The organism is Actinomadura sp. GTD37 (genome assembly GCF_041951365.1).
Taxonomy (GTDB): Bacteria; Actinomycetota; Actinomycetes; order Streptosporangiales; family Streptosporangiaceae; genus Spirillospora.
On sequence record NZ_JBGNUS010000003.1, the window covers coordinates 199402 to 225541 of the forward strand.

19 protein-coding genes are annotated in these 26140 nt (G+C 73.9%); 8 read left to right on the forward strand and 11 right to left on the reverse strand.

All coding sequences use genetic code 11. The features are described from left to right. Positions 1 to 4 precede the first annotated feature (4 nt). Together ACA511_RS19320 and ACA511_RS19325 are read right to left on the reverse strand one after the other, a co-directional pair. On the reverse strand, positions 5 to 772 hold the full coding sequence (locus tag ACA511_RS19320; protein WP_375025781.1) for an aldo/keto reductase: 768 nt from the start codon (positions 770 to 772) through the stop codon (positions 5 to 7). A 49-nt stretch (positions 773 to 821) separates the two neighbouring features. Further along, the gene (locus ACA511_RS19325) at positions 822 to 3563 is read right to left on the reverse strand and encodes an AAA family ATPase (protein WP_375025782.1); all 2742 of its coding nucleotides are present in this window, start codon (positions 3561 to 3563) and stop codon (positions 822 to 824) included. 222 nt (positions 3564 to 3785) lie between these two features. On the opposite strand from ACA511_RS19325, the gene ACA511_RS19330 reads away from it, so the two are divergent. Continuing rightward, entirely contained in the window at positions 3786 to 6551 is a 2766-nt protein-coding gene (locus tag ACA511_RS19330; RefSeq protein WP_375025783.1) for an AAA family ATPase, read from the forward strand. Positions 6552 to 6572: 21 nt separating this feature from the next. Here the strand turns inward: ACA511_RS19330 and ACA511_RS19335 are convergent, their stop codons facing one another. Both ACA511_RS19335 and ACA511_RS19340 read right to left on the reverse strand, forming a co-directional pair. Beyond that, positions 6573 to 7934 carry a dihydrolipoyl dehydrogenase family protein gene (locus ACA511_RS19335; protein WP_375025784.1) on the reverse strand — a complete coding sequence of 454 codons (1362 nt, stop codon included), beginning with the start codon at positions 7932 to 7934 and terminating at the stop codon, positions 6573 to 6575. Positions 7935 to 7948: 14 nt separating this feature from the next. Further along, positions 7949 to 9031 carry a ferritin-like protein gene (locus ACA511_RS19340; RefSeq protein WP_375025785.1) on the reverse strand — a complete coding sequence of 361 codons (1083 nt, stop codon included), beginning with the start codon at positions 9029 to 9031 and terminating at the stop codon, positions 7949 to 7951. 236 nt (positions 9032 to 9267) lie between these two features. Between ACA511_RS19340 and ACA511_RS19345 the strand changes: the two genes are divergently transcribed. After that, positions 9268 to 10188, forward strand: a complete 921-nt coding sequence (locus tag ACA511_RS19345) for a histidine kinase (protein ID WP_375025786.1) — start codon at positions 9268 to 9270, stop codon at positions 10186 to 10188. A gap of 31 nt (positions 10189 to 10219) precedes the next feature. Here the strand turns inward: ACA511_RS19345 and ACA511_RS19350 are convergent, their stop codons facing one another. The 5 genes from ACA511_RS19350 to ACA511_RS19370 all read right to left on the reverse strand — a co-directional run bounded on the left by ACA511_RS19350 (position 10220) and on the right by ACA511_RS19370 (position 17046). Beyond that, positions 10220 to 10993 (reverse strand): alpha/beta hydrolase, encoded by a 774-nt coding sequence (locus ACA511_RS19350; protein ID WP_375025787.1) that lies wholly within the window; start codon positions 10991 to 10993, stop codon positions 10220 to 10222. Positions 10994 to 11145: 152 nt separating this feature from the next. After that, on the reverse strand, positions 11146 to 13005 hold the full coding sequence (locus ACA511_RS19355) for an ABC transporter ATP-binding protein (RefSeq protein ID WP_375025788.1): 1860 nt from the start codon (positions 13003 to 13005) through the stop codon (positions 11146 to 11148). Positions 13006 to 13161: 156 nt separating this feature from the next. Further along, positions 13162 to 14793, reverse strand: a complete 1632-nt coding sequence (locus ACA511_RS19360; RefSeq protein ID WP_375025789.1) for an AMP-binding protein — start codon at positions 14791 to 14793, stop codon at positions 13162 to 13164. Between the two features lie 70 nt (positions 14794 to 14863). Further along, a complete protein-coding gene (locus ACA511_RS19365; protein WP_375025790.1) occupies positions 14864 to 16027 on the reverse strand; it encodes an acyl-CoA dehydrogenase family protein in 1164 nt (387 codons plus the stop codon). Further along, complete coding sequence (locus ACA511_RS19370) at positions 16027 to 17046, reverse strand: acyl-CoA dehydrogenase family protein (RefSeq protein ID WP_375025791.1); 1020 nt, start codon at positions 17044 to 17046, stop codon at positions 16027 to 16029. The genes ACA511_RS19365 and ACA511_RS19370 overlap by 1 nt, the downstream gene beginning before the upstream one ends. A 351-nt stretch (positions 17047 to 17397) precedes the next feature. On the opposite strand from ACA511_RS19370, the gene ACA511_RS19375 reads away from it, so the two are divergent. The 4 genes from ACA511_RS19375 to ACA511_RS19390 all read left to right on the forward strand — a co-directional run bounded on the left by ACA511_RS19375 (position 17398) and on the right by ACA511_RS19390 (position 21677). Next, positions 17398 to 18204: a mycofactocin-coupled SDR family oxidoreductase gene (locus ACA511_RS19375; protein ID WP_375025792.1), complete on the forward strand. Its 807-nt coding sequence runs from the start codon at positions 17398 to 17400 to the stop codon at positions 18202 to 18204. Positions 18205 to 18491: 287 nt separating this feature from the next. Then, positions 18492 to 19616, forward strand: a complete 1125-nt coding sequence (locus tag ACA511_RS19380) for an acyl-CoA dehydrogenase family protein (RefSeq protein WP_375025793.1) — start codon at positions 18492 to 18494, stop codon at positions 19614 to 19616. Positions 19617 to 19658: 42 nt separating this feature from the next. Continuing rightward, positions 19659 to 20450 carry an SDR family NAD(P)-dependent oxidoreductase gene (locus ACA511_RS19385; protein WP_375025795.1) on the forward strand — a complete coding sequence of 264 codons (792 nt, stop codon included), beginning with the start codon at positions 19659 to 19661 and terminating at the stop codon, positions 20448 to 20450. Positions 20451 to 20654: 204 nt separating this feature from the next. Then, the gene (locus ACA511_RS19390; protein WP_375025796.1) at positions 20655 to 21677 is read left to right on the forward strand and encodes a Rieske 2Fe-2S domain-containing protein; all 1023 of its coding nucleotides are present in this window, start codon (positions 20655 to 20657) and stop codon (positions 21675 to 21677) included. A gap of 76 nt (positions 21678 to 21753) precedes the next feature. Here ACA511_RS19390 and ACA511_RS19395 read toward each other — a convergent pair whose 3' ends face one another. Further along, complete coding sequence (locus ACA511_RS19395) at positions 21754 to 22518, reverse strand: enoyl-CoA hydratase-related protein (RefSeq protein WP_375025797.1); 765 nt, start codon at positions 22516 to 22518, stop codon at positions 21754 to 21756. Positions 22519 to 22591: 73 nt separating this feature from the next. Here ACA511_RS19395 and ACA511_RS19400 point away from each other — a divergent pair, with 73 nt between their 5' ends. After that, on the forward strand, positions 22592 to 23761 hold the full coding sequence (locus ACA511_RS19400; protein ID WP_375025798.1) for an acyl-CoA dehydrogenase family protein: 1170 nt from the start codon (positions 22592 to 22594) through the stop codon (positions 23759 to 23761). Between the two features lie 114 nt (positions 23762 to 23875). Here the strand turns inward: ACA511_RS19400 and ACA511_RS19405 are convergent, their stop codons facing one another. After that, the gene (locus ACA511_RS19405) at positions 23876 to 24748 is read right to left on the reverse strand and encodes an SDR family NAD(P)-dependent oxidoreductase (protein ID WP_375025799.1); all 873 of its coding nucleotides are present in this window, start codon (positions 24746 to 24748) and stop codon (positions 23876 to 23878) included. Between the two features lie 68 nt (positions 24749 to 24816). Here ACA511_RS19405 and ACA511_RS19410 point away from each other — a divergent pair, with 68 nt between their 5' ends. Then, positions 24817 to 26040 (forward strand): acetyl-CoA C-acyltransferase, encoded by a 1224-nt coding sequence (locus ACA511_RS19410; RefSeq protein WP_375025800.1) that lies wholly within the window; start codon positions 24817 to 24819, stop codon positions 26038 to 26040. Positions 26041 to 26140: the final 100 nt, after the last annotated feature.

Below are 26140 nucleotides of genomic sequence, written 5' to 3' on the forward strand. Positions count from 1 at the left end.
ATGCTCAGGCGAGGGCGTCGATTGCGGCGACGTCCTCCTTCGTGAGGTCGAAGCCCTCCAGGTCGAAGTTCGCGGCGATGCGCTCCCGGCGCGCCGACCTGGGGAGGATCACGATGTCGTGCTCCAGGTGCCAGCGCAGGACGACCTGGGCGGCGGTGACGCCGTACCGCTGCGCGATCTCGGTGAGGACCGGATCGCGCAGATCGGTGTTCTTCAGGCCGCTGTATCCCTCGACGACGACCCCGCGGCGGCGGTGCTCGTCCAGCAGCGCCGGATCGTGCTGCGCCGGGCTCCACGGGATCTGGTTGACCGCCGGCCGCTGCCCCGTGGCCTCGGCCAGCAGGTCGATCTGCGCCGGGCTGTAGTTGCTCACCCCGACGTTGCGGGCCAGCCCCGCCTCCTTCGCCGACACCAGGTCCCGCCATGTCGGGACGAGTTCGTCCTCGCCGGTCGGCCAATGGATCAGCCAGAGGTCCACGTAGTCGGTGCCGAGCAGGCGGAGACTCGACTCCAGGGTGCGGCGGGCGTGCCGCGCGTCCTGCGGGCGCAGCTTGGTGGTGACGAAGACCTCCTCCCGGCCCACGCCGCTGTCCATCACGGCTCTGCCGACGTCCGCCTCGTTCTGGTACAGCGTTGCGGTGTCGACATGCCGGTAACCGATATCGAGTGCCGCGCGCACCGACTCGTACGCCGTCTTGGGCTCCAGCTGCCAGGTTCCGAAGCCGATCAACGGCAGTGCGGTACCGCCGGGCAGGTTCACAGTCCGAGTCATGCAGGCATTCTGCCCCGAACGCGGAGCCTCGACCGCCCTGCGGGACGTGTCAGGGCAGGCGTTCGAGCTGGTGGCGCGAGGTGATCGCGAGCTTCGCGAACACCTTGCTCAGGTGGTACTCGACCGTCCGGTGGCTCACGTACAGGCGCGCGGCGATCTCCTTGTTGGTGAGGCCGGTGCGGGCGAGCCGGGCGATCTGCGTCTCCTGCGGGGTGAGCTGCGCCGTGGTCTCGACGGTCCGCTTGCGGGCGGTCTCGCCCGTCGCGAGGAGCTCGCGGGCGGCCCGGTCGGCGAACGCCCCCATGCCGATCTCCGTGAACAGGTCGTGGGCGGTGCGCAGGTGCTCCCGGGCGTCGACGCGGCGGCGTTCCCGGCGCAGCCACTCGCCGTAGAGCAGGTGGGCGCGGGCGAGGTCGGGCCGCATCCGGGTCCGGCCGAGCCGGTCGACGGCCTCGCGGTAGAGGCGGTCGGCCGCCTCGCCCCCGCTGAGCAGCGCGCGGCAGCGGGCCTCCAGGCCGAGGCCCCAGTCCGCGCCGCCCGCCCGCGCGGCGCGGGAGAGCCGTTCCAGCGCCTCGGCGGCCAGGTCGGGGCGGCCGGTGCGCACGGCGGCCTCGATCAGTTCGAGGGGCGCCCAGTGGACGGCGCCTCCGTCCGGCACGGTCGCCCGGGGCACCACCTCCAGCGCCTTCTCGTACTGGCCGAGCCCGTTGTAGAGGACGGACCTGGCCCAATCGCACATCTCGGCCGTCCGCACCTCGCCGCTGGCCGCCCCCTCCCGCGTGATGGTCTCCGCGAGACGCTCGGTCTCCTCGCGCCGTCCCCGCCATGCCGCCAGGCCGAGGTCGCCCCGCAGCTGCACCGAGCCCCCCGTGGTGGACCGGGCGTTCGCGGCGGCGGCGTGCGCCTTCGCCTCCTCGTCGAGGGCCTCGGCCTGCGCCAGGTCGCCCTGCAGCAGATGCAGCAGCACGGAGTTGGTGAGCCCCACGGGCAGCATGGCGAGAGCGCCCGAGTCGCGGACGAGGCGGAGGTAGTAGCCGGCCACCTCGTGGCAGGCGTGGTCGTCCCACAGGATCATGGCGGCGAAGTTGACCGCCCACAGGTACCGGAGCCGTTCGGCGCGGTCGGACTCCTCGTCCAGGGCGGCGGCGATGACGCGCCGCAGGGCGGGGGCGGCCGCCGCGGTCCCCCGCGCGTGGAACGGGACGAAGGCGTCGAGGGCGAGGTCGGTGAGGCGGGGCGGCGCGGGCGCGGGCGGCGCGTCCCGGGCGGCCTCGGCGACCTCGGCGACGGCGTCCCAGCCGGGCAGGACGGCGACCGCCACGGCGAGGGCCTGCAGATAGGTGTCGCGGGACAGGGCGGCGTCGAGCGGCGCGAGCCGCCGGGCGGCCTCCAGGAGGAGCGCGGGCCCCGTGATGCCGGTGTTCGAGGTCAGGGCGATCTCGACGCGCAGGGCGTCGGCCTTGGCGTGGCGGAGTTCGTCCGCCGGGCCCGACTCGGCCACCGCCACCAGCGCCAGCGCGGCGTCGGGCGCGCCGGACAGGTACATGGCCCGGGCCGCGTCGAAGGCCCGCTCGGCCCGGCGCCGGCGGCCGGGGGTGAGGCCGACCGCCCGCTCCAGGAAGGCCGCGGCGGCGGCCAGGCCGCCGCGGGCCAGGGCGCGCCCGGCGGAGCGTTCCAGTTCGGCCGCGATGTCCTCGTCCGGGCCCGCCGCGCCGTGCGCGCGGTGCCAGGCCCGCCGGTCCGGGTCGGCGGCGGCGTCGGTGGCCTCGGCCAGCGCCCGGTGGGCCCGCCTGCGCTCGCCCGCGGCGGCCCCGTTGTACACCGCGGACCGCACGAGCGGATGCCGGAACCGCACCCGGTGGCCGAAGTCGACCAGCTCGTCGGCCTCGTCGGCCGCCGCGGCGTCCAGGCCGAGCGCGGCGGCGGCGCGCCACAGCAGCACCGGCTCGCCGAGAGGTTCGGCGGCGGCCAGCAGCAGCACCATCCTCGCGTCGGCGGTGAGACCGCCCAGCCGCCGCTGGAAGCCGTCCTCCAGCCGGCCCGACAGCGACTGCCCGCCCGCCCCGGCCGCGTATCCGCCGAGCGACGCGGCGCGCCGCAGTTCGAGCAGGGCGAGCGGGTTGCCGCGCGCCTCGAACAGGATGCGGTCGCGCACCCGCTCGTCGAGCGGGCCCGCGGCGACCCCGCCGATGAGCGTCCGGGCGTCGGCGTCGGGCAGCCCGCCGACCTCCAGCGACGGGAGGCCCGGCAGGACGTCGCCGTCCCCGGCGTCGCGGACGGCGAACACGCAGGCCACGTTCTCGGCGAGGAGGCGGCGGGCCACGAAGACGAGGACCTGGGCGGAGGCGCGGTCGAGCCACTGCGCGTCGTCGACGACGCAGACGAGCGGGCGCTCGTCGGCGGCCTGCGCGAGCAGGCTGAGCACGGCGAGGCTGATGAGGAACTGGTCGGGCGCGGGACCCGGGCGCATCCCGAACGCGGTGCCGAGCGCGTCGCGCTGCGGCTCCGGCAGGGCGTCGAGGAGAGGCAGCATCGGCGCGCACAACTGGTGGACGGCCGCGAACGGCAGCTCCATCTCCGACTGAACGCCGAGGGCGGTCGCGACCTGGAAGTCCGCCGCCCGCGCGACGAGGTGCTCCAGCAGCGCCGACTTGCCGACGCCCGCGTCGCCGCGCAGCACGAGCGCCCGGCTCTCGCCGCGGCGGGCGTCCGCGAGCAGCCGTTCGAGGGCGGCGCACTCCGCCTGCCTGCCCAGGAGCGGGGACCTGTTCCCGGGCTCGCCGTCCGTCACGTCACCAACACCCGCCGCCCCCCCGCATCCCGGTCGGACCGGGATGGATCGTTCATCTGATGCAATATCCAATCCCTCGCGGTCCGCCCGGCGTCCCTTGCGCACTTGTGATCCTCGTCACTCCGGCAGGCGGGGATCCGGCGCGGCCGCACCGGCGGTTCTCCGCATAGAGTTTCGGCGGCGAAGACTCCGATCGTCGAAGAACCCCGCGAAGGTGACACCGTGACCGAAGCCGTGCCCTTGCGGGGACGCGTTCTCGAGCTGGCCGAACTGGACGCCCTGGTCGAACGGGCCCGCGCCGGCCGCAGCGGTGCGCTGGTCGTCTCCGGCGAGGCGGGCGTCGGCAAGACCGCCCTCCTGGACCGGACGGCGGCGCGCGCCGCCGCCCGCGGCGGCGTCCGGGTCGAGCGCACCGTCGCGTCGGAATCGGAGATGGAGCTGGCCTATGCCGGCCTCCACCAGCTGTGCGGGCACATGATGGGCTCGGCCGGGAGCCTGCCCGCCCCGCAGCGCGAGGCGATCGAGGCCGCGTTCGGGCTGCGCCGCGCCGCCGCGCCGAGCCCGTTCCTCGTCGGGCTGGCCCTGCTCGGGCTGCTCACCGAGGCCGCGGGGGACGGGGCGCTGCTGTGCGTCGTCGACGACGCCCAGTGGCTGGACGAGGCGTCGGCGCGGGTCGTCGCGTTCGCCGCCCGCCGCCTCGACGCCGAGGGGATCGCCGTCGTCCTCGTCATGCGGACGGTCGGCGACGCGTTCGCCGGGCTGGAGCAGCTGGTCCTCGAAGGGCTGGGCGACCACGACGCGCGCGAACTGCTGCGCCTCGCCACGCCCGGCGGCCTGGACGGGCGGGTCCGCGACCAGCTGATCGCCGAGGCGCGCGGCAATCCGCTGGCGCTGCGGGAACTGCCGAGGGCGCTGAGCCCGGCCGAGATCGCCGGCGGGTTCGCCCTCACCGGTTCGATGCCGCTGGAGAGCCGCATCGAGCAGAGCCTGGTCGCCCAACTGGAACCGCTGCCCGGGTCGGCGCGCCTCCTGCTGCTGCTGGCGGCCGCCGACCCGACCGGCGATCCCGGGCTGCTGCGGCGCGCGAGCACCGCGCTGGGGCTGGGGCCGGGCGACGTCGACGCCGCCGAGGACGCCGACGCGCTCGTCGTCGGCGCGCGGGTCGGCTTCCGCCATCCGCTCGTGCGGTCCGCCGTCTACCGGGCGGCCTCGCCGGACGACCGCCGCCGCGTCCACGGCGCGCTGGCCGGCGCCACCGGCGCCGAGCAGGACCCGGACCGCCGGGCCTGGCACCGGGCCAGCGCGACGCTGCTCCCGGACGAGGAGGTCGCCGCGGCCCTCGAACGGTCCGCGGCCCGTGCGCGGACCCGCGGCGGCGCGGCGGCGGCGGGCGCGTTCCTGGAGCGGGCGGCGGAGCTGACGCCGGCGCCCGGACGGCGTGCGCGGCGGCTGATCGCGGCCGCCGAGGCCAAGCACGACGCGGGTGCCCCGGCGGCGGCGCTGAGCCTGCTCGACATCGCCGCCGCCCATCCGCTCACGCCGCTGGAGGAGGCGCTCGTCGCCCGGCTGCGCGCCCGCGCCGGATACGCGCAGCGCCGCGACAGCAGCGGGCCGCGGCTGCTGCTCGCCGCCGCGCAGCGGCTCGAAGGGCTCGACCCGGTGCTCGCCCGCGACACCTACATCGAGGCGCTGACGGCCGCGGTCTACGGCGGCAGGCTCGGCGACGCCGAGCAGGTGGCCGCCGTCGCGAACGCCATCCTGGACGCGACCGGCGGAGAGGACTCCGGCCGCGCGCGGGACCTGATCCTGCGCGGCCAGGCGCTGCTCGCGGCGAAGGGGCAGGAGGCCGCCATCGAGACCCTGCGCCGGGCGCAGCGGGCGTTCCTCGACGAGGCCCCCGACGCGCTCGAACTGCACTGGATGTGGTTCGCCTCCCGCGCCGCGCAGGACCTCTGGGACGCCCGGTCGCTGCGCGCGCTCGCCGACCGGCAGGTCGAGCTGGCCCGCGCCGCGGGCGTCGTGACGGTGCTGCCGATCGCCCTGAGCCTGCTGATGCTGGCGCAGACGGTCGACGGCGACCTCGACGCGGCGGAGGCGTCCTGCGACGAGATCGACGCCATCAAGGACGTCACCGGCAACCCGCTGCCGCAGTACGGGCGGATGTTCCTCGCGGCGTACCGGGGGCAGGCGGGCGAGGCGGAGCGCTGGGCGGAGCGCATCCGCGCCGACGCGAACGCGCGCGGCGAGGGCTACGGGCTGAGCGCCGTCAACTTCGCGGAGGCCATCCTCTACAACGGTCTCGGGCGCTTCGCCGAGGCGGTGGAGTCCGGACGCCGCGAGCTGCCGTACACCCGCGAGCTGAACCACGCGATGCGCACGCTGCTCGAACTCGTGGAGGCCGCCGTCCACACCGGTGAGCGCGACCTCGCCGAGCAGGCGTTCGAGCAGCTGGCGGGCGTCACGCGTCCGGTGGGGACCAACTGGGCGATCGCCGTCCTGGAGATGGCCAAGGCGCAGCTCCAGGAGGGAGCCGAGGCCGAGGCCCGCTACCTGGACGCGATCGGGCGCTTCGAGGACGAGCTCATTCCGATCATGGTGGGCCGCTGCCGCCTGCTGTACGGGGAGGAGCTGCGCCGCGCGCGCCGGGACGCCGACGCGCGCGAGCAGCTCCGGACCGCGCACGAGGTGCTGTCCCGCTGCGGCCTGAACGGGTTCGCCGAGCGCGCCGCGCGGGAACTGGGCGCGATCGGCGAGGCCCCGCGCGTCCGCGCGCCCGGGACGGCGGCGCGGCTCACCGAGCAGGAGCTCAACGTGGCGCGCCTGGCCCGCGAGGGGCTGACGAACCGCGACATCGGCGCGCGGCTCTTCGTCAGCGCGCGCACCGCCGAGTACCACCTCCGCAAGGTCTTCCTGAAGCTCGGCGTCAAGGGGCGCGCCGAGTTGAAGACCGCGCTCGCCGACCTCGACCAGGCGGCGTCCGGCGGCTGACTCCCGGCGCCGGACGCGCTGTCAGCGGAGGGCGTCCAGCGCGGCCTCCACGGTCCGGTGGAAGGTCGGATACGTGTAGATCATGTGCTTGAGGCGACCGGTGGGGACCTCGGTGTGGACGGCGACGTTCAGCCCGTACAGCACCTCGCCTCCCGCCGGACCGGCGGAGGTGGCGCCGACGAGGACGCCGCGGTCGGCGTCCTCGACGAGCTTGACGAACCCCGCGTTGCCGGGCCCGTGGATCAGGCCGCGCGCGGACGAGGCGATCGGCGCCAGCCCGGTGCGCACCCGTGTGCCCTGGTCGCGCGCCTGCCGCTCGGTCAGCCCCACGGCCGCGATCTCGGGGTCGGTGAAGGTGACGCGGGGCAGCGCCCGGTAGTCGGCGTCCGGGCCGGGGCTGCCCAGGATGTCGCGGACGGCGATCCGCGCCTCGTACATCGCGACGTGGGTGAAGGCGCCGTGGCCGGTGATGTCGCCGACCGCCCAGAGCCCCTCCCCGGCCCGCATCTGCCCGTCCGTGCGCAGGGCCGGCGCGGCGGGGTCGATTCCGACGGTGTCGACGGCCAGGGCGGCCAGGTCGTTCTGGCGGCCCGTCGCGACCAGGAGGCGTTCGGCCCGGAGCGGCTCCAGGCCGCCGCCGAGCAGGGCCTCGAAGGTCGTGCCGTCATGGCCGATCTCGACGGCTCGGACGCCGGTGCGCACGGTGACGCCGTCGGCCCGCAGCACCCGCGCGGCCAGCTCCCCCGCCTCCGGTTCCTCGTGGGCGAGCGGCCGGTCCTGACCTTCCAGGATGGTGACCGCGCATCCGAAGCGGGCGAAGACCTGGGCGAGTTCCACCCCGATCGCGCCGCCGCCGAGCACGAGCATGGACGCGGGGACCTCCTCGGCCGCGATGGCGTCCCGGTTGGTCCAGTACGGCGTCGCGGCCAGGCCCGGGATCGGCGGGACGCGCGGACGGGAGCCGGCGGCCAGGACGATGCCGCGCCGGGCCTGGAACGTGCGGTCGCCCACGGTCGCCCGGTGCGGGCCCGCGAGCCGCGCCGTCCCGCGGACGAGCCGCACGCCCTTGGCCTCCAGGCGTCCGGCGGCCGTCCGGTCGTCCCACCCGCCGGTGGCCTCCGCCCGGACGCGGTCGGCGACCCGGCTCCAGTCGGGGACCGCCTTCCCCGCACCGGCCAGGCGCGGGACGCGGCCGGCCTCGGCGAGCACGTTCCCCGCGCGGATCATCATCTTGCTGGGGATGCAGCCCCAGTAGGGGCACTCGCCTCCGACGAGTTCCGCCTCGATCCCGACCACGTCCAGCCCCGCCTCGGCGAGCGCTCCGGCGGCGAACTCGCCGCCGGGCCCCAGCCCCACCACCGCCACATCGACCTGGTCGCTCATGGGTCTCTCCTCTCTCATGCCTGCTGGGTGAGCGCGCCGTCCGCGACGTTCACGCGGTTGCGCCGCCGGGGGACCCGGCCGTGGACGACGGAGTGGCCATCGCGCAGGACGACGTCGCGGCGGCGCGGGCCGATCGGGCGGCGGCGCTGTTCGGGCGGGAAGTACTCGAATGTGAGGCCCGCGGTCGTGCCCCCCACGTCGGGCACCCGTATGAGGGCCCGAGCCTGCGCCTCCAGCTGGCTCATGGCGCCGGTCGCGTCCGCGAACATCTCCGGGCTGCCGTCGAACGCCTGGTCCAGCAGGTGGAGGACGGCGCAGTAGGTGCGGTCGAACTCCTCCTGGGCCAGGCGGATCGGGCTGGTGGGAGCGTGGTCGCTCGGGCGAGGATCGGGCCTCATGGGATGCACGCCGGTGAAGTCCACGCGCAGGGGTTCGCCGGTGGGGCCCGATCGGGAGGTGTCACCGCGCCGGTGGCGCCGGCCGACGCGCAGTTCCAGGAACCGGTGGTAGGGCGCGACCCCGCCGTGGGCGGTGCCCTCGCTCCGTCCGGCGATCTCCTTCAGCACGGCCAGCGCCGAGGCCAGGTCCCGGACGGCGGTCAGCCGCCCGGCGGTGACCTGCCGGGCCGGATCGCCGCGGAAGACCAGGCGTTCGCCGAGTCCGGCGCACAGCCGGCGCAACTCCTCTTCGACGGCGCCGTAGAACCGCCCGATGGTCCGGTGGCCCCCGCCTCCGGGGGGCGCGGGCCGTTCGACACGCAGGAACATCTCCAGCGCCGCGGGCCCGAATGGCCTCAACGACAGTTCCACCGAGCCGTCGCCGTGCGGAAGCGGGCGCGGATGAGGCGGCAGCATTCGCGGCGTGTCCACTCGCGGCCTGCCGCCGACGGCATTGAGCAGGTTCGCCGCCAGCGCCATGCGCAGCATTCCTTCGGCGAAGACGCCGCGCATCACTCCGGCGGCGTCCGGATTGCGCGCGGGGTCGAGCGAATAGAGCGCGCACAGATATGGCGGGAGGGTCGCATGTTCCAGCTCGATCGCCCACTGGAGGTGCGCACGCAGGCTTTCGAGCGTCGCGCCGCGCACGGAAGTGATCATCGGCTGCGCTGAATCATTCACTGGTGTCTCGTTTCGGCTTCCATGACGAGCGCCTTTCTGACCGCCCCAGGGCATCTGGTGCGCTCCGGGTCGCCAGGCATGACAGGACGGTCCGCCGCTCTGTGACAGTTCCGCCGCGTCCCGCGGAATTCGCCGGGCCGCTGTCACAACCCGGGCGGGCGGCCTGTCCTAGAAGGGCGCGGGCCCCTCCGCAGCCGATCCCCGGGAGGTCTTCCATGCCGGACGCCGAGCCGATGACCGCTGGACGGAACGCACGGTCGAACCCGCGGCCAGCGGCGGTGACCGTGCTGCGGCAGGCCGACCCGCCCCCTGGCCCGGCGGCCGTGCACGCGATGACCGCCGTCGTCGAGCGGACCCTCGCGCTGTGGCCGCTGAACCAGGACGAGCGCCCTGAACCGTCCGGGAACGCCCACCCGCAGGGGGAGGCGCGTCGCCGCGAGGCTCTGGCGGAAGTGATCACGGCGTCGCTGTCCGGCGCCGACGCCCGCGAGGTCGCCGGCCTGGTCGCGCGGGGCGCCCGCCGGATCGGCGGCGCCGCCCTGGCCACCGTGTGGCTGTCCGACGAACTGGACGATCTCACGCTGGCGGCCGCGGACGGCGTCCACGACGGCGACCCGGCGGACCTCCGCGTCCCCCTCGCCGGCGCGGCCGCCGTTCACCGCACCGGCGTCTCGCTGTGCCTGGCGGAGGCCCGGACGGGCGGGTGGGGTCTCGACCTGCCCGGGGAGGTCGCGGCCGGTCCGCTCCTCATCGTGCCCCTGGGCGCGACCCGGCCGCGCGGCGCGGTGGCGCTGGTCGGCACGGCCGCGTCCGGGCCGTTCGGCGACACCGCGCAGCGGCTGGTCGAGACCTTCGCGGCGCAGGTGGCGGTCGCGCTGGAACTGGCCGCTCGGCGCCGCGACGCCGAGCGGCCGGCCCTGCTGGAGGACCGCGACCGCATCGCCGGGGAACTGCACGACACCGTCATCCAGCGGCTGTTCGCCACCGCCATGACGCTGACGGGCACAATGACGATCACGCGGAGCCCGGACGTGGCCGTGCGGCTCGAACAGGCGATGGACGACCTGGACGGCACGATCCGGCAGATCCGGTCGACCATCTTCGCCTTGCGGGTCGCGCCCGGCGACGGCGCCTGAGCGCCGCCGCCGGACGCCGATACCGGTCAGGTCAGGCCGGCGCCGTCTCGGCCCGGCGGAGATGGCGGGCCAGGAACCCGTCGTCGAGCCCGGCCCAGCGGATGGTGCGGTGATCGCCGGGGTTGGCGTGCAACGTCTTCTCCGTCGAGGCGAAGGCGTCGAACAGCGCGAGCGCGGACTGGCGGTCGACGTGCTCGTCGTCCCACGGGAGCAGGAACTGGACCGGGACGGTGATCCGCCTCGCCGCCTCGATCAGGGCGTCCCGCACGACGAATCCGCCGCCGAAGACCGCGGCGGCGATCCTCGGGTCGCTCGCCGTCAGCGGTATCCCGATTCCGGTGCCCAGCGTGATGCCGCCGCCGTAGCCGATCGGGGCTTCCGCGCCGATCTCCGGGAGCCGCTGGAGGGCGTCCAGGGTCGCCTGCCATTCCGGCACGGCGCGCTCCGCCAGAGCGGTGCCGTACCGGACGGTGATCGACGCGACCTGCTCGGTGTCGCCCGCCGCCATGGCCTGCTTGAGGTCGGCGCGGGCCCGCTCGTCCTCTTCCGTGCGCGGACGGTCGCCGTGTCCGGGCGCGTCGATGGCGACCACGGTGAAGCCGTGGGCGGTCACGGTGGCGCGGGCGCGGGCCGCGAGCGCGGGCGTCTTCTTGTGCAGCCCGCCGCCGTGGCCCATCAGCACCAGCGGGGCGTGAGCGGAGCCGGACGCGGGCGACCAGAGCACACCGGGGACGTCGCCCACGGTGAAGTCGCGTTCGAGGACGCCATTCGACGATGCCCGCGTGGTGAAAAGCACAGAATGCATAGGTGTTGCCTTTCGGGAGTTCCTCGATGGTGAGGCGCTCCCGGCGACCCCTACGTCAATCGCCCGACCGTGCCGACGAGGGGAGCACCCACGTTCGTACAGCGTTCATGGGTTTCACCTCCTCGCGTGATGTCACGGCTCCGGGAAAGCTATCAACCCGAACGCGCCCCTGCCGAACCATTTTTCCCGCTCGGCGCGTCCAGAGCGGCCTCATCGGTGAGGAAGCCGCCGGACTGGTGGTGCCAGAGCCGGGCATAAGGGCCCGCTGACTGGAGGAGTTCCCGGTGGGAGCCGTCTTCGAGGACGCGGCCCCGGTCGAGGACGACCAGGCGGTCCATGCGGACGACCGTGCTCAGGCGGTGCGCGACGACGAGGGCGGTGCGGTCGCGCATCAGTCGCCACAGGGCCTCCTGGACGAGCAGCTCGCTCTCCGAGTCCAGGGCGCTGGTCGCCTCGTCCAGCAGCAGGATCGGGGCGTCCCGGAGGATGGCGCGGGCGAGGGCGACGCGCTGCCGCTGCCCGCCGGAGAGCTTGACGCCCCGCTCGCCGACCAGCGTGTCGAACCCGTCCGGGAGGCTCCCGGCGAACTCGGTGACGTGCGCCGCCCGCGCGGCCTGGAGGATCTCCGTCTCGGTGGCGCCCGGCCGGGCGAAGGCGATGTTGTCGTGCACCGACCGGTGGAACATCGCGGGTTCCTGCGGGACGTACGCGATCAGGTCGCGCAGGTCGCTCTGCCGCAGCCGCGCGATGTCCTGGCCGCCGACGAGGATCCGGCCGCCGTCGACGTCCATGAGGCGCAGCAGCAGCCGGGTGAGGGTGGTCTTGCCGCCGCCGGACCGTCCCACCAGGCCGATCTTGGCGCCGCTGGGGATGTCCAGGTCCAGGCCCTCGAACAGGGGCGGGCCGGCGCCGTGCGCGAAGCGCACCCGCTCGAAGCGGACCGCGGCGTCGGCCGGGCGCAGCGGCTGCGGGTCGGGCGGGTCGACGACGGACGGCGGCATCAGGAGCAACTCGGTGAACTGCGCGCTCTCGGTGAGCGTGCTCTCGATCCGCCGGTAGATCTGGTTGAACTCGAACATGATCCGCGTCGCGTTGGTGTAGTAGGAGAACGTCACCACGACGGCCTCCACCCCGAGCCCGCCGCGCAGCGCCACCGCGACGAGCAGCCCCAGGGCGCTGGTCAGGACCGACATCGGAGCGACGATCGTGTCGACCCGCAGGTTGCCGTAGTCCCAGGAGCGCAGCGACAGGCGGTGCTGCTCGACGACCCGGCCGCGGAACTCGGCGGCCTCCCGCTCCTCGGCGGCGAACGCGCGGACCGTCTCCATGTTGGTCAGCACGTCGGCGACGTGGCCCGACACCCGCACCTTGGCCGCCTCGCGCGCGTCCACCAGGGCCTGCCGGCGGCGGATGAACGGGGCGACGAGCAGCCCGGTGAGGACGATCAGTCCCACGAGGACGACGACCAGGAGCGGGTGGTACCGCCAGAGGATCACCGAGGCGAAGGACAACGGGATCACGTTGGCCACGACCGAGAAAGTGAGGGTGTCGGCGAAGCTCTCGAATCCGCCGGAGAAGCTCAGTATCCGTTTGGTCAGCGAACCGGCGAAGTTCTCGTGGAAGAACGCGGTGTCCTTGGCGAGCAACTCGTCCATGCCGGTGATGGCCAGCCATTCGATTCCCCGGCCGTCCGTCCGGTTGAGGAAGTGCAGCCCCACCCGCCACAGCGCCTCGCCCGCCAGCATGAGGCCGGCGAAGCCGAGGACGTAGGGCGCGAGCGCGGCGAGGTCGCTTTCCCCGCCGCCGGCCAGCTGCCCCACCAGTGCGGCCACCACCAGCGGCGTCAGGTAGAAAAGGCACGTATTCCCGAGCGCCGGCAAGGTCATCGCCGGAACCGAGATACGCCACTGGCGGCGCAGTACGTCCCAGTAATAGCGCAGTGCCAGCAGAACCGCCCGCCGCCGGTCCGACTGGCCGTCCCCGGAGCCGCCCCGTACCCCCAGCACAGCCACCCGCCCTCCACGCCGCCGTTCTCCCATGCTGCCTCAGGCGGTAGCGGAATGGCCAACGCATTTCGCGAGTGCCCAGGTCGGTCGCCGGGCGCCGCAGAAATAGCGGACGGATAAGACTCTCCCGCCGATCATTTTGGGAAGTCCGTAATCGGCAGTTCAGCGAAGGCGCGTTGTGCTGTCCGCGCCGGTGACCATTTCCCGGGCGGTGGGGTAGTCGGGCTTTCCGTTGGGGCCGCGGGGGACCATGTCGACGAAGACGACGCGCCTCGGCGCCTTGTAGGCGGCGAGCCGGTCCTTCACGTGCGCGATCACGTCGGCGGCGGTGAGCGACCGTCCCGGCGCGAGGCTGGCGACGGCGGCCACGACCTGGCCCCATTCCGGGTCGGGGACGCCGACGACCAGGACGTCGGCGACCGCCTCGTGGTCCAGGACGACGGACTCCACCTCCTCGGTGAAGACCTTCTCGCCGCCGGAGTTGATGCAGAGGGAGTCACGGCCCATCAGCTGGATGGAGCCGTCCGCCAGGACGACGGCGTGGTCGCCGGGGACCGCCGACCGCACGCCGTCGATCACCGGGAAGGTGCGCTCGCTCTTCTCCGGGTCCTTGTAGTAGCCGAGGGGCAGCCTGTTGCTCACGATGAGCCTGCCGACGGTTCCGGAGCCCGCGGCGACCGGCCGGCCGTCCTCGTCCAGGACGCGCAGCCCGGCCCCTGGCCTGAACCTTCCGGTGGGCGGGACGTCGTCCTTGGTGGCCACCGACCAGCCCATGCCGAACCCCTCGGACGACGAGAACCCGTCGAGTATCGAGGACTGCGGCCAGTGCTCCAGGAGCCCGCGCTTGCTCGCCTCGCTCAGCATGCCGCCCGAGGTGAGGACGTGCCGGATGGACGTGCTGTCCCAGCGGCCGGGGTACTCGTCGAGCGTCGCCAGGATCCGGCGGGCGAACACCTCGCCGGCGATGGTGAGGCTGGACACCCCGAGGCGGTCGATCAGGTCGAGGAGTTCCGCCGCGTCCAGGCCCGGCCGTGCGAGCGACCCGACGCTGCCGCCCTGGTGCATCGCGATGGCCGCCCCGAACCAGCCGCTGCCGTGCATCAGCGGGCTGCAGGACACGTGCGCCGGGCCGGACCGGGTGAGGGCGGCGCGGATGCCGGCGACCCCCTCGTCGAGGTCGAAGGACGCCCCGGCGACGTCGTTGACCTGGCGCAGCATGTCCTCGACCCGCCACATGACGCCCTTGGGCATCCCGGTCGTGCCGCCGGTGTAGAGCAGGAACAGGTCGTCGCCGCCGCGTCCCCACGGCGAGCGCACCGGGCCGTCCGCCGAGGCGGCCGCCTGCTCGTACGGGACGGCCCAGTCTGGGCAGGGCTCGGTCCCGTCGTCGACGTGGACGAGCCGCCGCAGCCGGGGCGACGTCTCCCGGATGCCCTCCATGGTCTCGGTGAAGGAGCCGTGGAACACGACGGACGTCACGTCGGCGTCGTCGAAGAGGTAGCGCAGCTCCTCGTCCCGGTAGCGGTAGTTGGTGTTGACCGCGGGAATCCCGATCTTGAAGGCCGCGTGCTGGACCTCCATGTACTCCGGGCTGTTGCGCAGGTACAGCGCGACCCGGTCGTCCCTGCTCGCCCGGCCGTCCAGCAGGGCGGCGGCCAGGCCGTTCGAGCGCCGCTCGAAATCGGCCCACGAGAACGTCCGCTCGCCGTGCACCTGGGCGGGGGCGTCCGGGATCTCTTCGGCGATCGTCTCCCACACCGTGGCCAGGTTCCAGTCGAACTCCGACATGCCCATCCGTGTCCCCTCGCTGAGCCGGCTTCCCTGTCCGAACGCCTTGACCACTGCCGCGTGTCCCGCCGCCGAGCTACGGGGGAGGTCGGCGCCGCCCGCGCGGCAGCCCGAGGCGCTGCTGGGCGATGAGCGTGAGCAGGACCTCCGAGGTGCCTCCGTAGATCGTCGCGATCTGCGACTCCCGGTAGAGGTGCTGGAGCTCGCCGCCGGCCGCGGCCCCGGCCGTGCCGCGGTTCCGGACCCCCTGGACGCCGGTCGCGTCGAGCAGGGACCGGCTCTCGCGGAGCAGGGCCTCGGTGCCGTAGACCTTGGCCATCGCCCCTTCGACGGCGCCCGCCTCGGCGCTGCCCCGCGACCACGAGGCCCGGACGCCGAGCAGGCGGGAGACCTCGGCGGACGCGACCGCCCGGCCGAGCCGGCCCCGGAACCGCGTCTCGTCCCCGCGTTCCTCGTCATGGCCCCACGCCACCGCGGCGTCGACGAGCCGGCGCAGCTGCGCCGCGAACTCGCCGCCGCGCTCGAAGGCGAGGGCGACGTTGACGATCTCCCAGCCCTGCCCGACCTCGCCGACCCGGGCGTCGTCGCCGACGCGGACGCCGGAGTAGTAGGTGACGTTGGTCCGCTGGCCGCTCAGCGTCAGGATCGGCGCCGCCGAGAAGCCCGCGGAGGCGGTCGGGACCAGGAAGGTCGTGAGCCCCGCGTGCTTCGGCGCGTCCGGGTCGGTGCGGGCGAGGAGGAAGACGTAGTCCGCGACGTTGCCGAGCGTGGTGAAGATCTTCTGGCCGTCGACGACCCATCCCGCGCCGTCGCGGGCCGCCCGCGTGCGGACGGAGGCCAGGTCCGAGCCCGAGCCGGGCTCGGTGTAGCCGAGGGCCAGCACCAGCTCGCCGCGGCAGATCGGCGCGAGCAGCCGCTCCCGCTGCTCCGCGGTCCCGACGCGCCGGACGGCCTCGCCCACGATCTGGGTGATCGCCAGGCCCTCGGTCGGGGCGCCCGCGGAGGCCAGCTCCTCGTAGACGACGTCGGTCTTGGCGCGGTCCAAGCCGCGACCGCCCTCCTCGACCGTCCAGTGCGCGCCCACCCATCCCCGCTCGGCGAGCGCCGTGTGGAACTCCCGGTCGTGGTAGTCGCCCGTGGACGCGACCCGTTCGCGCACGTCGGACGTCAGGTGCTCGCGAACGAACGCGCGCACCTCCGCCCTGAGGGACTCGGTCTCGCGGTCGGCGGCGAAGTCCATCAGCGCACCCTCCTCATGGTCGCGGCGCCGATCGACTCCCAGATCACCTCTGGGTCGCCGGCCTGGAGCTGGAGCGCCTTCGCCCGCCGCAGGTAGAGCTGGGCGTCGTACTCCAGCGCGTAGCCGTAGCCGCCGTGCACGTGGAGGCACGTTTCGGCGGACCGGACGGCGGTCTCGGCGGCGTGCGCGAACGCGATGTCCGCCGCGTCGCGCCACCCGCCGTCCGCGTTGTCGTGGCGCCACGCGGTCTCCCGCGCCAGCAGACGCGCCCCGTCCACCGCCATGGCGATCTGGGCCAGCGAGTGCTGGATCGCCTGGAAGGACCCGATCGGGACCCCGAACTGCTCCCGCGCCTTGGCGTAGTCGACCGCCGTCGCGAGCGCCCGGTCGGCCACGCCGACCAGCGCGGACGCCGTGCCCAGCCGCCAGCGGCCCAGCGCGCTCCGCCACAGCCGCTCCGCGCGCTCGCCGTCCGCGACGACCGTCCGCTCGACGGCGTCCCCGCTGAGCGGACGGTCGGCGCAGGCCGCGAAGCCGAGGTCCCCCGGCGCCTCCGGCGGCGCCCCCCGGGCGAGGACGAGCCGGTCCCCGTCGAGAGCGACGACCGCCTGCGCCTCGCTCCCACCGGGTACGAGGATCGCGGTGCCGTCGACCGCGGGCCGCGGGCAGAACACGACCGGCGCGCCTCCGGCCAGGATCTGCGCCAGCGTCTCGTCCTGGCCGGAGGCGTCCGCCAGCAGCATCGCCGCCGTCGCGGCCTCCACCAGGGGAGCGCAGGCCAGGTGCCGTCCGAGGCTCTCGGTCAGGAAACCGAGTTCCAGGACGCCGTGCCCGCTGCCGCCGGCGGCCTCGGGCACGGCCGCGCCGACCGCGCCCATCGCCGACAGCGCCTTCCACAGCGCCGGGTCGAAGCCCGCGTCCTCGGCGGCTCGCACGCGCTCGATGGACGATTCCCGGTCGAGCACATGCTCGAAGGCCGCCGCGACATCGCGCTGTTCGGCAGTCAGCCCCAGGTCCACGCGACCCTCCGGTCCTCGTCCCGCACGCCGTGCCCCGACGGGCCCGTCGCCTCTTTATAATCAACTATCTGGTTGGTGACAAGTGGTCGTCGTGGGAATCCGCGCAGAAGTCGGACGTCGGGCACGGTGCCGGGGGCGGTGACGAATCGACCATCCGGTCAGTCGGTTTCTGATGCCTGACGTGCCCGGCGGCGCTGAGTGGCGCGATGCGCCGCGTCCGCCGAGCGAGCCGGTCCGGCATCCGGTGCGATCATGCTCGTACTACATACCGGCCCGGCTCATCGGCGGCGGTCAGCGCGTTCCGCGGGCGTCCGCCATGCCGCCGGGCCAAGGCAAACGTGGAGGGAACCCATGGGACGTCTGACGGGCAAGGTCGCTTTCATCACCGGTGCCGCGCGGGGGCAGGGGCGGGCGGAGGCCGTCCGGCTGGCCGCCGAGGGCGCGGACGTCATCGCGACCGACATCGCGGGCCCGGCGAGCGGGTTCGTCCGCTACGGGGCCTCCACGCAGGCCGATCTGGACGAGACCGCCGAACTGGTGAAGGCCCAGGGGCGGCGCGTCGTGGCGCGCAGGGCCGATGTGCGGAACCTGGGCGAGCTGGAGGCGGCCGTCCGGGACGGCGTGGCGGAGCTCGGCCGGCTGGACGTGGTCGTCGCCAACGCCGGGATCGTCAACTACGGGCGCACCTGGGAGCTGGACGAGGACCAATGGCAGGACGTCATCGACACCAACCTCACCGGGGTGTGGAAGACGGTCAAGGCCACCGTCCCGACGCTCGTCGAGCAGGGCCAGGGCGGCTCGGTCATCATCACCAGCTCGGTGGCGGGCCTGAAGGGGCTGCCGTTCCTGGCGCACTACGCGAGCTCCAAGCACGGCGTCGTCGGGCTGGCGAAGGTCCTGGCCAATGAGCTGGGAGAGCACGACATCCGCGTCAACACGATCCACCCGCACGGCGTCCGGACGGGAATGACCGGCGGCGCGCTGAACGAGCTGCTGGAAGGGGCCCCGCTGCTGGGCCCCCTCTACATGCCGGCCCTGCCCTACTCGATGGTCGAGCCGGAGGACATCGCGAACATGGTCGCGTTCCTGGCGTCCGACGAGGGCCGGTACATCACCGGCGCGCAGTTGCCCGTCGACCTGGGCGCCCTCAACCGCTGACCGGCCCGCGGCCGATGCCCGACCCGGGAAGGAGCGCGGCCCGGCGACGCCTCTTACCCGACCGGATCTCTGAGTAACACTCGTCCGCCCGGCGCACGCCTTCGAGGTCCGGCCCGTCCGAGGGTGTGCGCCGCGGTCGGCTCCACCGAGGTACCAAATCGACCGGTTGGTTGGCTATACTCGCGGTGCTCCACTGCGTCCGCTCCGCGCGAGGAGAGCGGCGGTGCGGGCCGTCGCCCGTCCGGAGCGGAACACGGGCATCCCGGTGCCCGGCGAGAGGAGACCGAGTGAGAACGGCCCTGACCGACACCGACCTGACCGAGGACGAGGCGCTGCTGGCCGAGTCGGTGCGCGCCTACTTCGACGACTTCGTGGACAACGCCTACCTGAACCTCCAGGAGGAGTCCGACGACGGCTACGACCGAGAGCGCTGGAAGCAGCTGCGCGACCTCGGCTGGGCGGGCGTCAACCTCCCGGAGCGCGTCGGCGGCGGCGGCGGGACGCTCGCCGACGCGGCCGTCGTCGCCCGCGAGTGCGGCCGCGCCGCCTTCGCCTCGCCGCTCCTGCAGTCCGCCCGCGCCGCGGTCGCCCTGCTCGGCCTCGACCAGGGCGACCGCTTCGACGACGTGCTCGCCCGCATCGCGCAGGGCACGCCCGCCGCGCTGATCGCGCCGCCGGACCGCACGCTGAGCGCGGCGGCGGCGGACGGCGGCTACCGGTTCTCCGGCGGGCCGGCCATCGTGGAATGGCTCGGCCAGAGCGAGGACGTCGTCCTCCTGGCGCCCGTCCCGGACGCGGGCACGTGGCTGTGCGCCGTCATGGGCCGCGGCGGGCTCGACGGCCGGAGCACCGCCGTGCCGAGCATCGACAACGAGCGCATGGCCCGCCTCGACCTGGACGGCTTCGCGCCGGCGCCGGGCTCCGCCCGGTTCGTCGAGATCACTCCGGCGACCGCCGAGAACGCCCTCGCCCGCGCCGGCCTCCTGCGGGCGAGTTCGATGGTGGGCGGCTGCGAAGCGGTACTGGAGCGCACGGTGTCCTACGCCCTCGAACGCACCCAGTTCGGCCAGGTGATCGGCGCGTTCCAGGCGGTGCGCCACCACGCGGCGCGCATCGCGATCGCGGCCGACGCGGCGCGGCTCGCCTGCAACGACGCGCTGGCCCGCGCGGACGCGGGAGAGGACGCGACGGCGATCGGGGCCGTGGCGCTGTTCGCCGCCGGCCGCTCGTACACGTCCGCCGTGCTCACCGCCGCGCAGGTCCACGGCGGCGTCGGCACCACGACCGAGCATGTGCTCCACCACCACTTCCGGCGCGCGAAGGCCATGCAGTTGCGCTCCGGGAAGCCGGCCGCCCGGCTCAGGGAGATCCACCGGGCGCTCGTGGTGCGCCACGAGAGCAGCCTGTGGTAGCCGCGCCGGGCCCGCCGGCCGGACCGCGCACGAGGAGGAACGATGGGGCTTGAGCGCAGCAGGGTCGCCGTGGTCACCGGCGGCGGGCGCGGGCTCGGCCGCGCGGTCGCGCTCCGGTTGGCCGCCGACGGCGCCGACGTGGCCGTCCTCGCCCGCTCGCTCGCCGAAGTGGAGGCCGTCGCGGAGGAGGCCCGCTCCTGCGGTGTGCGGGCGCTCGCCCTCCGGACCGACGTCACCTCGACGCAGGCCGTCCAAGACGCCCGCGAGGAGATCGAGGGTCGGCTCGGAGCGGTCAGCGTCGTCGTGAACAACGCCGGGACGGTGCTGTACAAGCCGTTCGTGCCGCTGCCCGGCAAGGAGGCCGCGCTGCCCGGATGGGAGCAGGCGATCACCGACCAGGAGTGGGACGACATCCTCGCGGTCCATCTCGGAGGCGCCATCCGGCTGCTGCGCGTCTTCGGGCCCGGGATGATCGAGCGCCGCTACGGGCGCGTCGTGAACATCGCCTCCAACGTCGTCCGCCGCACCGTGCCGTACACCGTCGGCTACGACACGGCGAAAGGCGGCCTCGTGCAGCTGACCCGCTCGCTGGCGCGCGAGTGGGGCCGCTACGGGGTCACGGTGAACGCGGTGGCCGCCGGTCACTTCGAGACGGCGATGAGCAGGCCCCAGTTCGAGGACGAGGGGACGCTGAAGGCGATGCTCCGCCGGGTGCCCGCCGGCCGTGCCGGCGAACTGGAGGAGCTCGCCGCGCTCGTGGCGTTCCTCGCGGGCGACGCCTGCGGCTTCATCACCGGCGAGACCGTCGGCATCGACGGCGGCGAGACGCTCTGACCGCACGGCCGCCGCGATCTTCTCCACCGACCGGATAACCATCCAGGCGGTTGAATAACGCAAACGGTGCCATGGTGCCGTGACCTGGGTTCCCACGCCCTCAATGGTCAGTTTTACAGCCATCCGTCGCAAAGGTTGACGCGGACCTGCGGCTTGCCTACATTACCAACCAGACGGTTGATTACAGACGATCGGAGAGTGCGCATGAAGGACTGGCCGTACGACGTTTTCCCGACCGGCTGGTACCAGATCGGGTACACGGCCGAGCTCGCCGCCGGAGACGTGCGCCCGGTGAAGTACTTCGACCGGGACCTCGTCCTGTTCCGTACGGAGGAGGGCGAGGTGGCCCTGCTGGACGCCTACTGCGGCCACCTCGGGGCCCACCTGGGGTACGGCGGCACGGTGAAGGGCGAGTGCATCGAGTGCCCGTTCCACGGCTGGCTGTGGACGCCGGAGGGCGCCCTGGAGCAGATCCCCTACGCGCCGGAGGAGACGCGCCGCGTCAGCCTCGACGCGTGGCGGACCCGGGAGATCGACGGCCTCATCCTCGTCTGGTACGACTCGTTCGGCCGGGCCCCCTGGTGGGAGTGGCCCGGGATCCGGGAGTTCAAGGACACCGCGGGCTGCTACCCGATCTACCCGCAGGGCGCCGACCACATCGGCATCCGGAAGATCATCCCGCAGTCCCCGGTCGAGAACACCCCGGACTACTACCACTTCATGTGGGTCCACGGCGCCGGCCAGCCCGGCAAGCCGCTGCTGTGGGAGGAGGACGGGCACTTCCTGCACACCCGCACCGGGTTCGTGTTCGGGCACGGCAAGGAGTCGACCTGGCTGACCCCCGACGGCCCGCTCACCGGCGAGATCGAGACCGAGGCGTGGGGCCTCGGCCTGTCGAACGCCCGGTTCGTCCTCAACGGCTTCATCACCTCCCAGCTCACCGCCACGACCCCCGTCGACCGCGAGCACTCGCAGCTCTTCGACACGATCACCTGCTCCCGGGAGCCGGGCAGCGAGGACGCCGAGCCGACCGGCACGGCCGCCCGGATGATCGAGTTCCAGAAGGGCCAGATCCGCAGGGACTTCGCGATCTGGGAGAACCAGCGGTACGTCGAGCACCCGCCCTTCGCCGGCGGCGAAGAGGAGCACTACGCGCGGTTCCGCCGCTGGTCGCGGCAGTTCTACGAGAACGCGCCGGAAGCGGTGCGCGAGCCCGAGTCGGCTTGAGAGCACCGTCCGGCACGGGTGCGGGCGCGGCGGGCGGCGGCCCGCCGGCGCGCCGCCGCGGCCCGGCGGGCCGCCGTCAGCGGCCCTTGAAGACCGGCGCGCGCTTCTCCCGCGCGGCCGCGAACGCCTCGGCGGCGTCCCCGGCGGCCATGTTGGTCGCCGCCGCGGTCGCCTCGCGGTCCAGGGCGTCGTCGAAGCCGGTCGTGAAGGACTGGTTGAGCAGGTCCTTCGTCAGGGACATCGCGATGGGCGGGCCGTCCGCGAGCCGCCGCGCCAGGCGCGTGGCGGCCGCGGCGAGCTCCCCGGGCGGCACGACCTCGGTGACGATCCCGAGGCGGGCGGCCTCGTCCGCGTCGATGCTGTCGCCGAGCAGCGCCAGCCGCTTGGCCGTGTGCAGGCCCACGATCCGCGGCAGCAGCCAGGAACTGCCGAAGTCTGGGGACAGGCCGCGCTTGACGAACACCTGCCCGAACGTGGCGGCGGTCGAGGCGACGACGAGGTCGCAGCCGAGGGCCAGGCTCATGCCGGCGCCGACCGCGTGGCCGTTGACGGCGGCGATGCACGGCTGCGGCATGCGGTGGAGCGCGCGAGCGGTCTCGTTGATCCGGCGCATCAGGACGATCGGCGGGGTCCGCGGGCCGTCGGGCGGCAGGAAGGCGCCGGCGCAGAAGGCCGTGCCCTCGCCGGTGAGCACCACCACCCGCTCGGCCGGGTCCGACGCGATGGAGACGAGGATGTCGCGCAGCTCGCCGAACTCGTCCGGTGTGAGGGCGTTGCGCCGCTCGTGCGCCGCCAGGGTGACGCGGGCGATCCCGTCCGCGCTCTCGAACTCGATGCTCATGCGGGCATCGTAGGATCCGAACACGTCGTAAATCAACCATACGTTTGGTTGGTTAAAGTGGGGAGGACGATCGATGGAGACGGCGATCGGGACGCGGCAGCTCGAGTTCCTCGCGGAGCTGCGCGCCTATCTCGACGGTCTCGACCCCGAGCTGATCGAGGCGACCCGCGCGGAGAACACCGAGGACCCCATGCAGCCGCGCGAGCACGGACGGCGCTTCCTCAAGCGGCTGGGCGCGGACGGCTGGCTGGGGATCTCCTGGCCGCGCGAGTACGGCGGCCAGGGCCGGACGCCGATCGAGCAGTGGCTCTTCGCGGAGGAGCTCTACGACCGCCGCCTCCCGAACGGGCTGCTGACGCTCAACTCGATCGGCCCGACGCTGATGCTGATGGGCACGGACCGGCAGAAGGCGGAGCTGCTGCCGCGGATCCGGGGCGGCGAACTCGAGTTCGCCATCGGCTACAGCGAGCCCGACGCGGGCAGCGATCTGGCGGCGCTGCGCACGCGGGCGGTGCGCGACGGGGACCACTACGTCGTCAACGGGCAGAAGACCTGGACCACGGGCGCGTCCGTCGCGACCCACCTCTGGCTGGCGGTGCGGACCGGCGCGCAGGAGGCCAGGCACCGGGGGGTCAGCCTGTTCGTCGTCCCGATGGACACCCCGGGGATCAGCATCACGCCGATCATCACGCAGGGGGGCGAGCGCACCAACACGGTCTTTCTCGACGACGTCCGCGTCCCGGCGTCGGCCATGATCGGTGAGGAGGACGGCGGCTGGAAGGCCGTCACGGCCGCGCTGAACTTCGAGCGGATGTTCTACCACAACGAGCCCAGGTGGGAGCTGCGCCAGCTCGAAGAGTGGGCCTCCGCCAACGGGCTCCTGGACGGCGACGACGCCGAGGCGCACGCGCTCCAGGTCGTGATGGGGGAGCACGCCGTCGATGTCGAGATCTGCCGCCTGTTCGCGCTGCGCGGGGCGCGCATGCTCGCCGCGGGGAAGGTCCCCTACGCCGAGGCGTCGATGAACAAGATCTGGTGGGGGGAGCTGCGCCAGCGGATCTGCGACACCGGTCTGGACCTGATCGGCGAGGAGGGCGCGATCGCGACGGGCTCGGAGTACGCCCCCGCGCACGGCCACCTGGAGCACGGGCTGCAATCGTCGCCGGTGTGGCGGTTCGGCGGCGGCGCCAACGAGATCCAGCTCGACATCATCGCCACCCAGGGCCTGGGCATGCCCCGCTGACCAGAACACCCGTGCTGACCGGAGGCTGTGGGACGCGACGGCGGACCGAGAACAGGCAGGGGAGGAGGCAGGCCGCCTTCCCGGCCTGTTCCCGGGCCGCGGGGTCGGCCGGGATCAGACCTCGGGCGCGGCCAAGGCGTCGGTGGGGACGGTCCACTCGGCGGTGTCCATGATCCGGCCCAGGTTCGCGGCGATGTCCTCGACGGTCGCGTCCGGGTTCCGGTACCCCGCCGTCTGGATGATCAGGTTGCGCGCGTAGTTCCCTGCGGCGGCGAAGAAGATCTCGCCCGTGGTCGCGCAGGACTCGTGGCACAGGTAGCCGACCAGCTGCGCCACACGGTCGGGGGACATCGCCGCGTGCAACTCCGCCGGCAGCGCCGCGGACGTCATGTCGGTCGCGGCGCCCGGCGAGACGATGTTGACCTTGATGTTCTTCCGCGCGCCCTCGATGGCGAGCGTCCGGCCGAGGCCGACGAGGCCGGCCTTGGCGGCGGAGTAGTTCGCCTGGCCGAAGTTGCCGAACAGGCCGGCGACGGACGTCGTCATGACCACGCGGCCGTACTGCCGCTCCACCAGGTGGGGCCAAGCCGCCTGGGTGAGCCGGTAGGACCCGAGGAGGTGCACGTCGAGGACGGCCCGCAGCTCCTCCTCCGACATCTTGGCGAACGACCGGTCCCGGACGATCCCGGCGTTGTTGACGACCATGTCGACCCGTCCGAACGCCTTGAGGGCGGTCTCCACCGCCTCCGCGCCGGCGCCCGGCTCGGCGATGGAGGCGTCGAAGGGGATCGCCGCGCCCCCTTCCGCGGTGATCTGCTCGCACGCGGCCGCGGCGGGCGTGCGCCCGTCCTCGCCCGGCCGGTCGACGTCGTTGACGACGACCGCGGCGCCGCGGGCCGCGAGCAGCCGCGCGTGGGCGCGGCCCAGCCCGCTCCCGGCGCCGGTCACGATCGCCACCCGGTCGTCGTAACGCAGTTCCTCGCTCACCGAACCTCCTCCAGATGTGGTGGGCACATCATAGCCAACCAACTGGTCGGTTTGGTAGGGTCGGCGCCATGCAGAACGCCGTGATCGTCGATGTCGTCCGCACGCCGCGGGGCAAGGGCAGGCCCGGTGGCGCGCTGTCCGGGATCCATCCGCAGGAACTGCTCGCCGGGACGCTCCGCGAGCTGGAGAGGCGCACCGGGCTGGACCCGGCCGATGTCGAGGACGTGCTGACCGGGTGCGCCAACGCCGTCGGCGACCACGGCGACTGCGTCGCCCGGCTGTCGGTGCTGGCCGCGGGCTGGCCGCAGCACGTGCCCGGCCTGACGCTGAACCGGTTCTGCGGCTCCGGCCAGCAGGCGGTCAACACCGCCGCGATGATGATCGCCGCCGGGCAGGCGGAGACCGTGGTGGCCTCCGGCGTCGAGATGATGTCGCGCTATCCGGCCGGCGGCGCCCTCACCCTGGACGGCGGCAACGAGAAGCTCCGCTCCCGCCACCCGCTGGTTCCGCAGGGCGTCTCCGCCGACCTGATCGCGACGCTCGACGGGGTCGGCCGGTCCGACGTCGACGCGTACGCGCTGGAGTCGCAGCGCCGGGCCGCCGCGGCGATCGCGGACGGCCGGTTCGCCGGATCGATGGTCCCGGTGCTGGCCGAGGACGGCTCCGTCGTCCTCGGCCACGAGGAACTGCCGCGCGAGACCAGCGCGGAGAGCCTGGCCGGGCTCCGGCCGGCCTTCGCGCGGATGGGCGGCGCGGTCCTGGACGGCTACGACCGCCCCTTCGACGAGATGTGCCGGGAGGTCTACCCCCAGGTGACGGAGGTCGACCACGTCCATCACGCGGGGAACTCGTCCGGCCTCGCCGATGGCGCCGCCGCGGTCCTGCTCGCCAGCGCGGAGACCGCGCGCGAGCGCGGCTGGCGCCCGCGCGCCCGCGTGCTGTCCACGGCGAGCATGGGCGCGGAACCGGTGGTCATGCTGACCGCTCCCGGCCCCGCCACGCTGAGGTGCCTCGGCCGCGCCGGGATGACGACGGCGGACATCGACCTCTTCGAGGTCAACGAGGCGTTCGCGTCCGTCGTCCTGCGGTTCCTGCGCGAGACCGGCGTGGACGCGGCGAAGGTGAACGTCAACGGCGGCGCCATCGCCCTGGGCCATCCGATCGGCGCGAGCGGCCCGATCCTGCTCGCCACCCTGCTGGACGAACTGGAGCGCCGCGACCTGTCGACCGGCGTCGTCACGATGTGCACCGGCGGCGGCATGGCCACGGCCACGCTCATCGAGCGCCTCTGACCGTCCCGCCACGCCGGGCCCCGCGCCTTGCTTGAGCCCGCGCCATGCCGGGCCCGCGCTGGGCGGGGGTGGTTCCCTCGTGGATCGTTGTTGAGGGCGA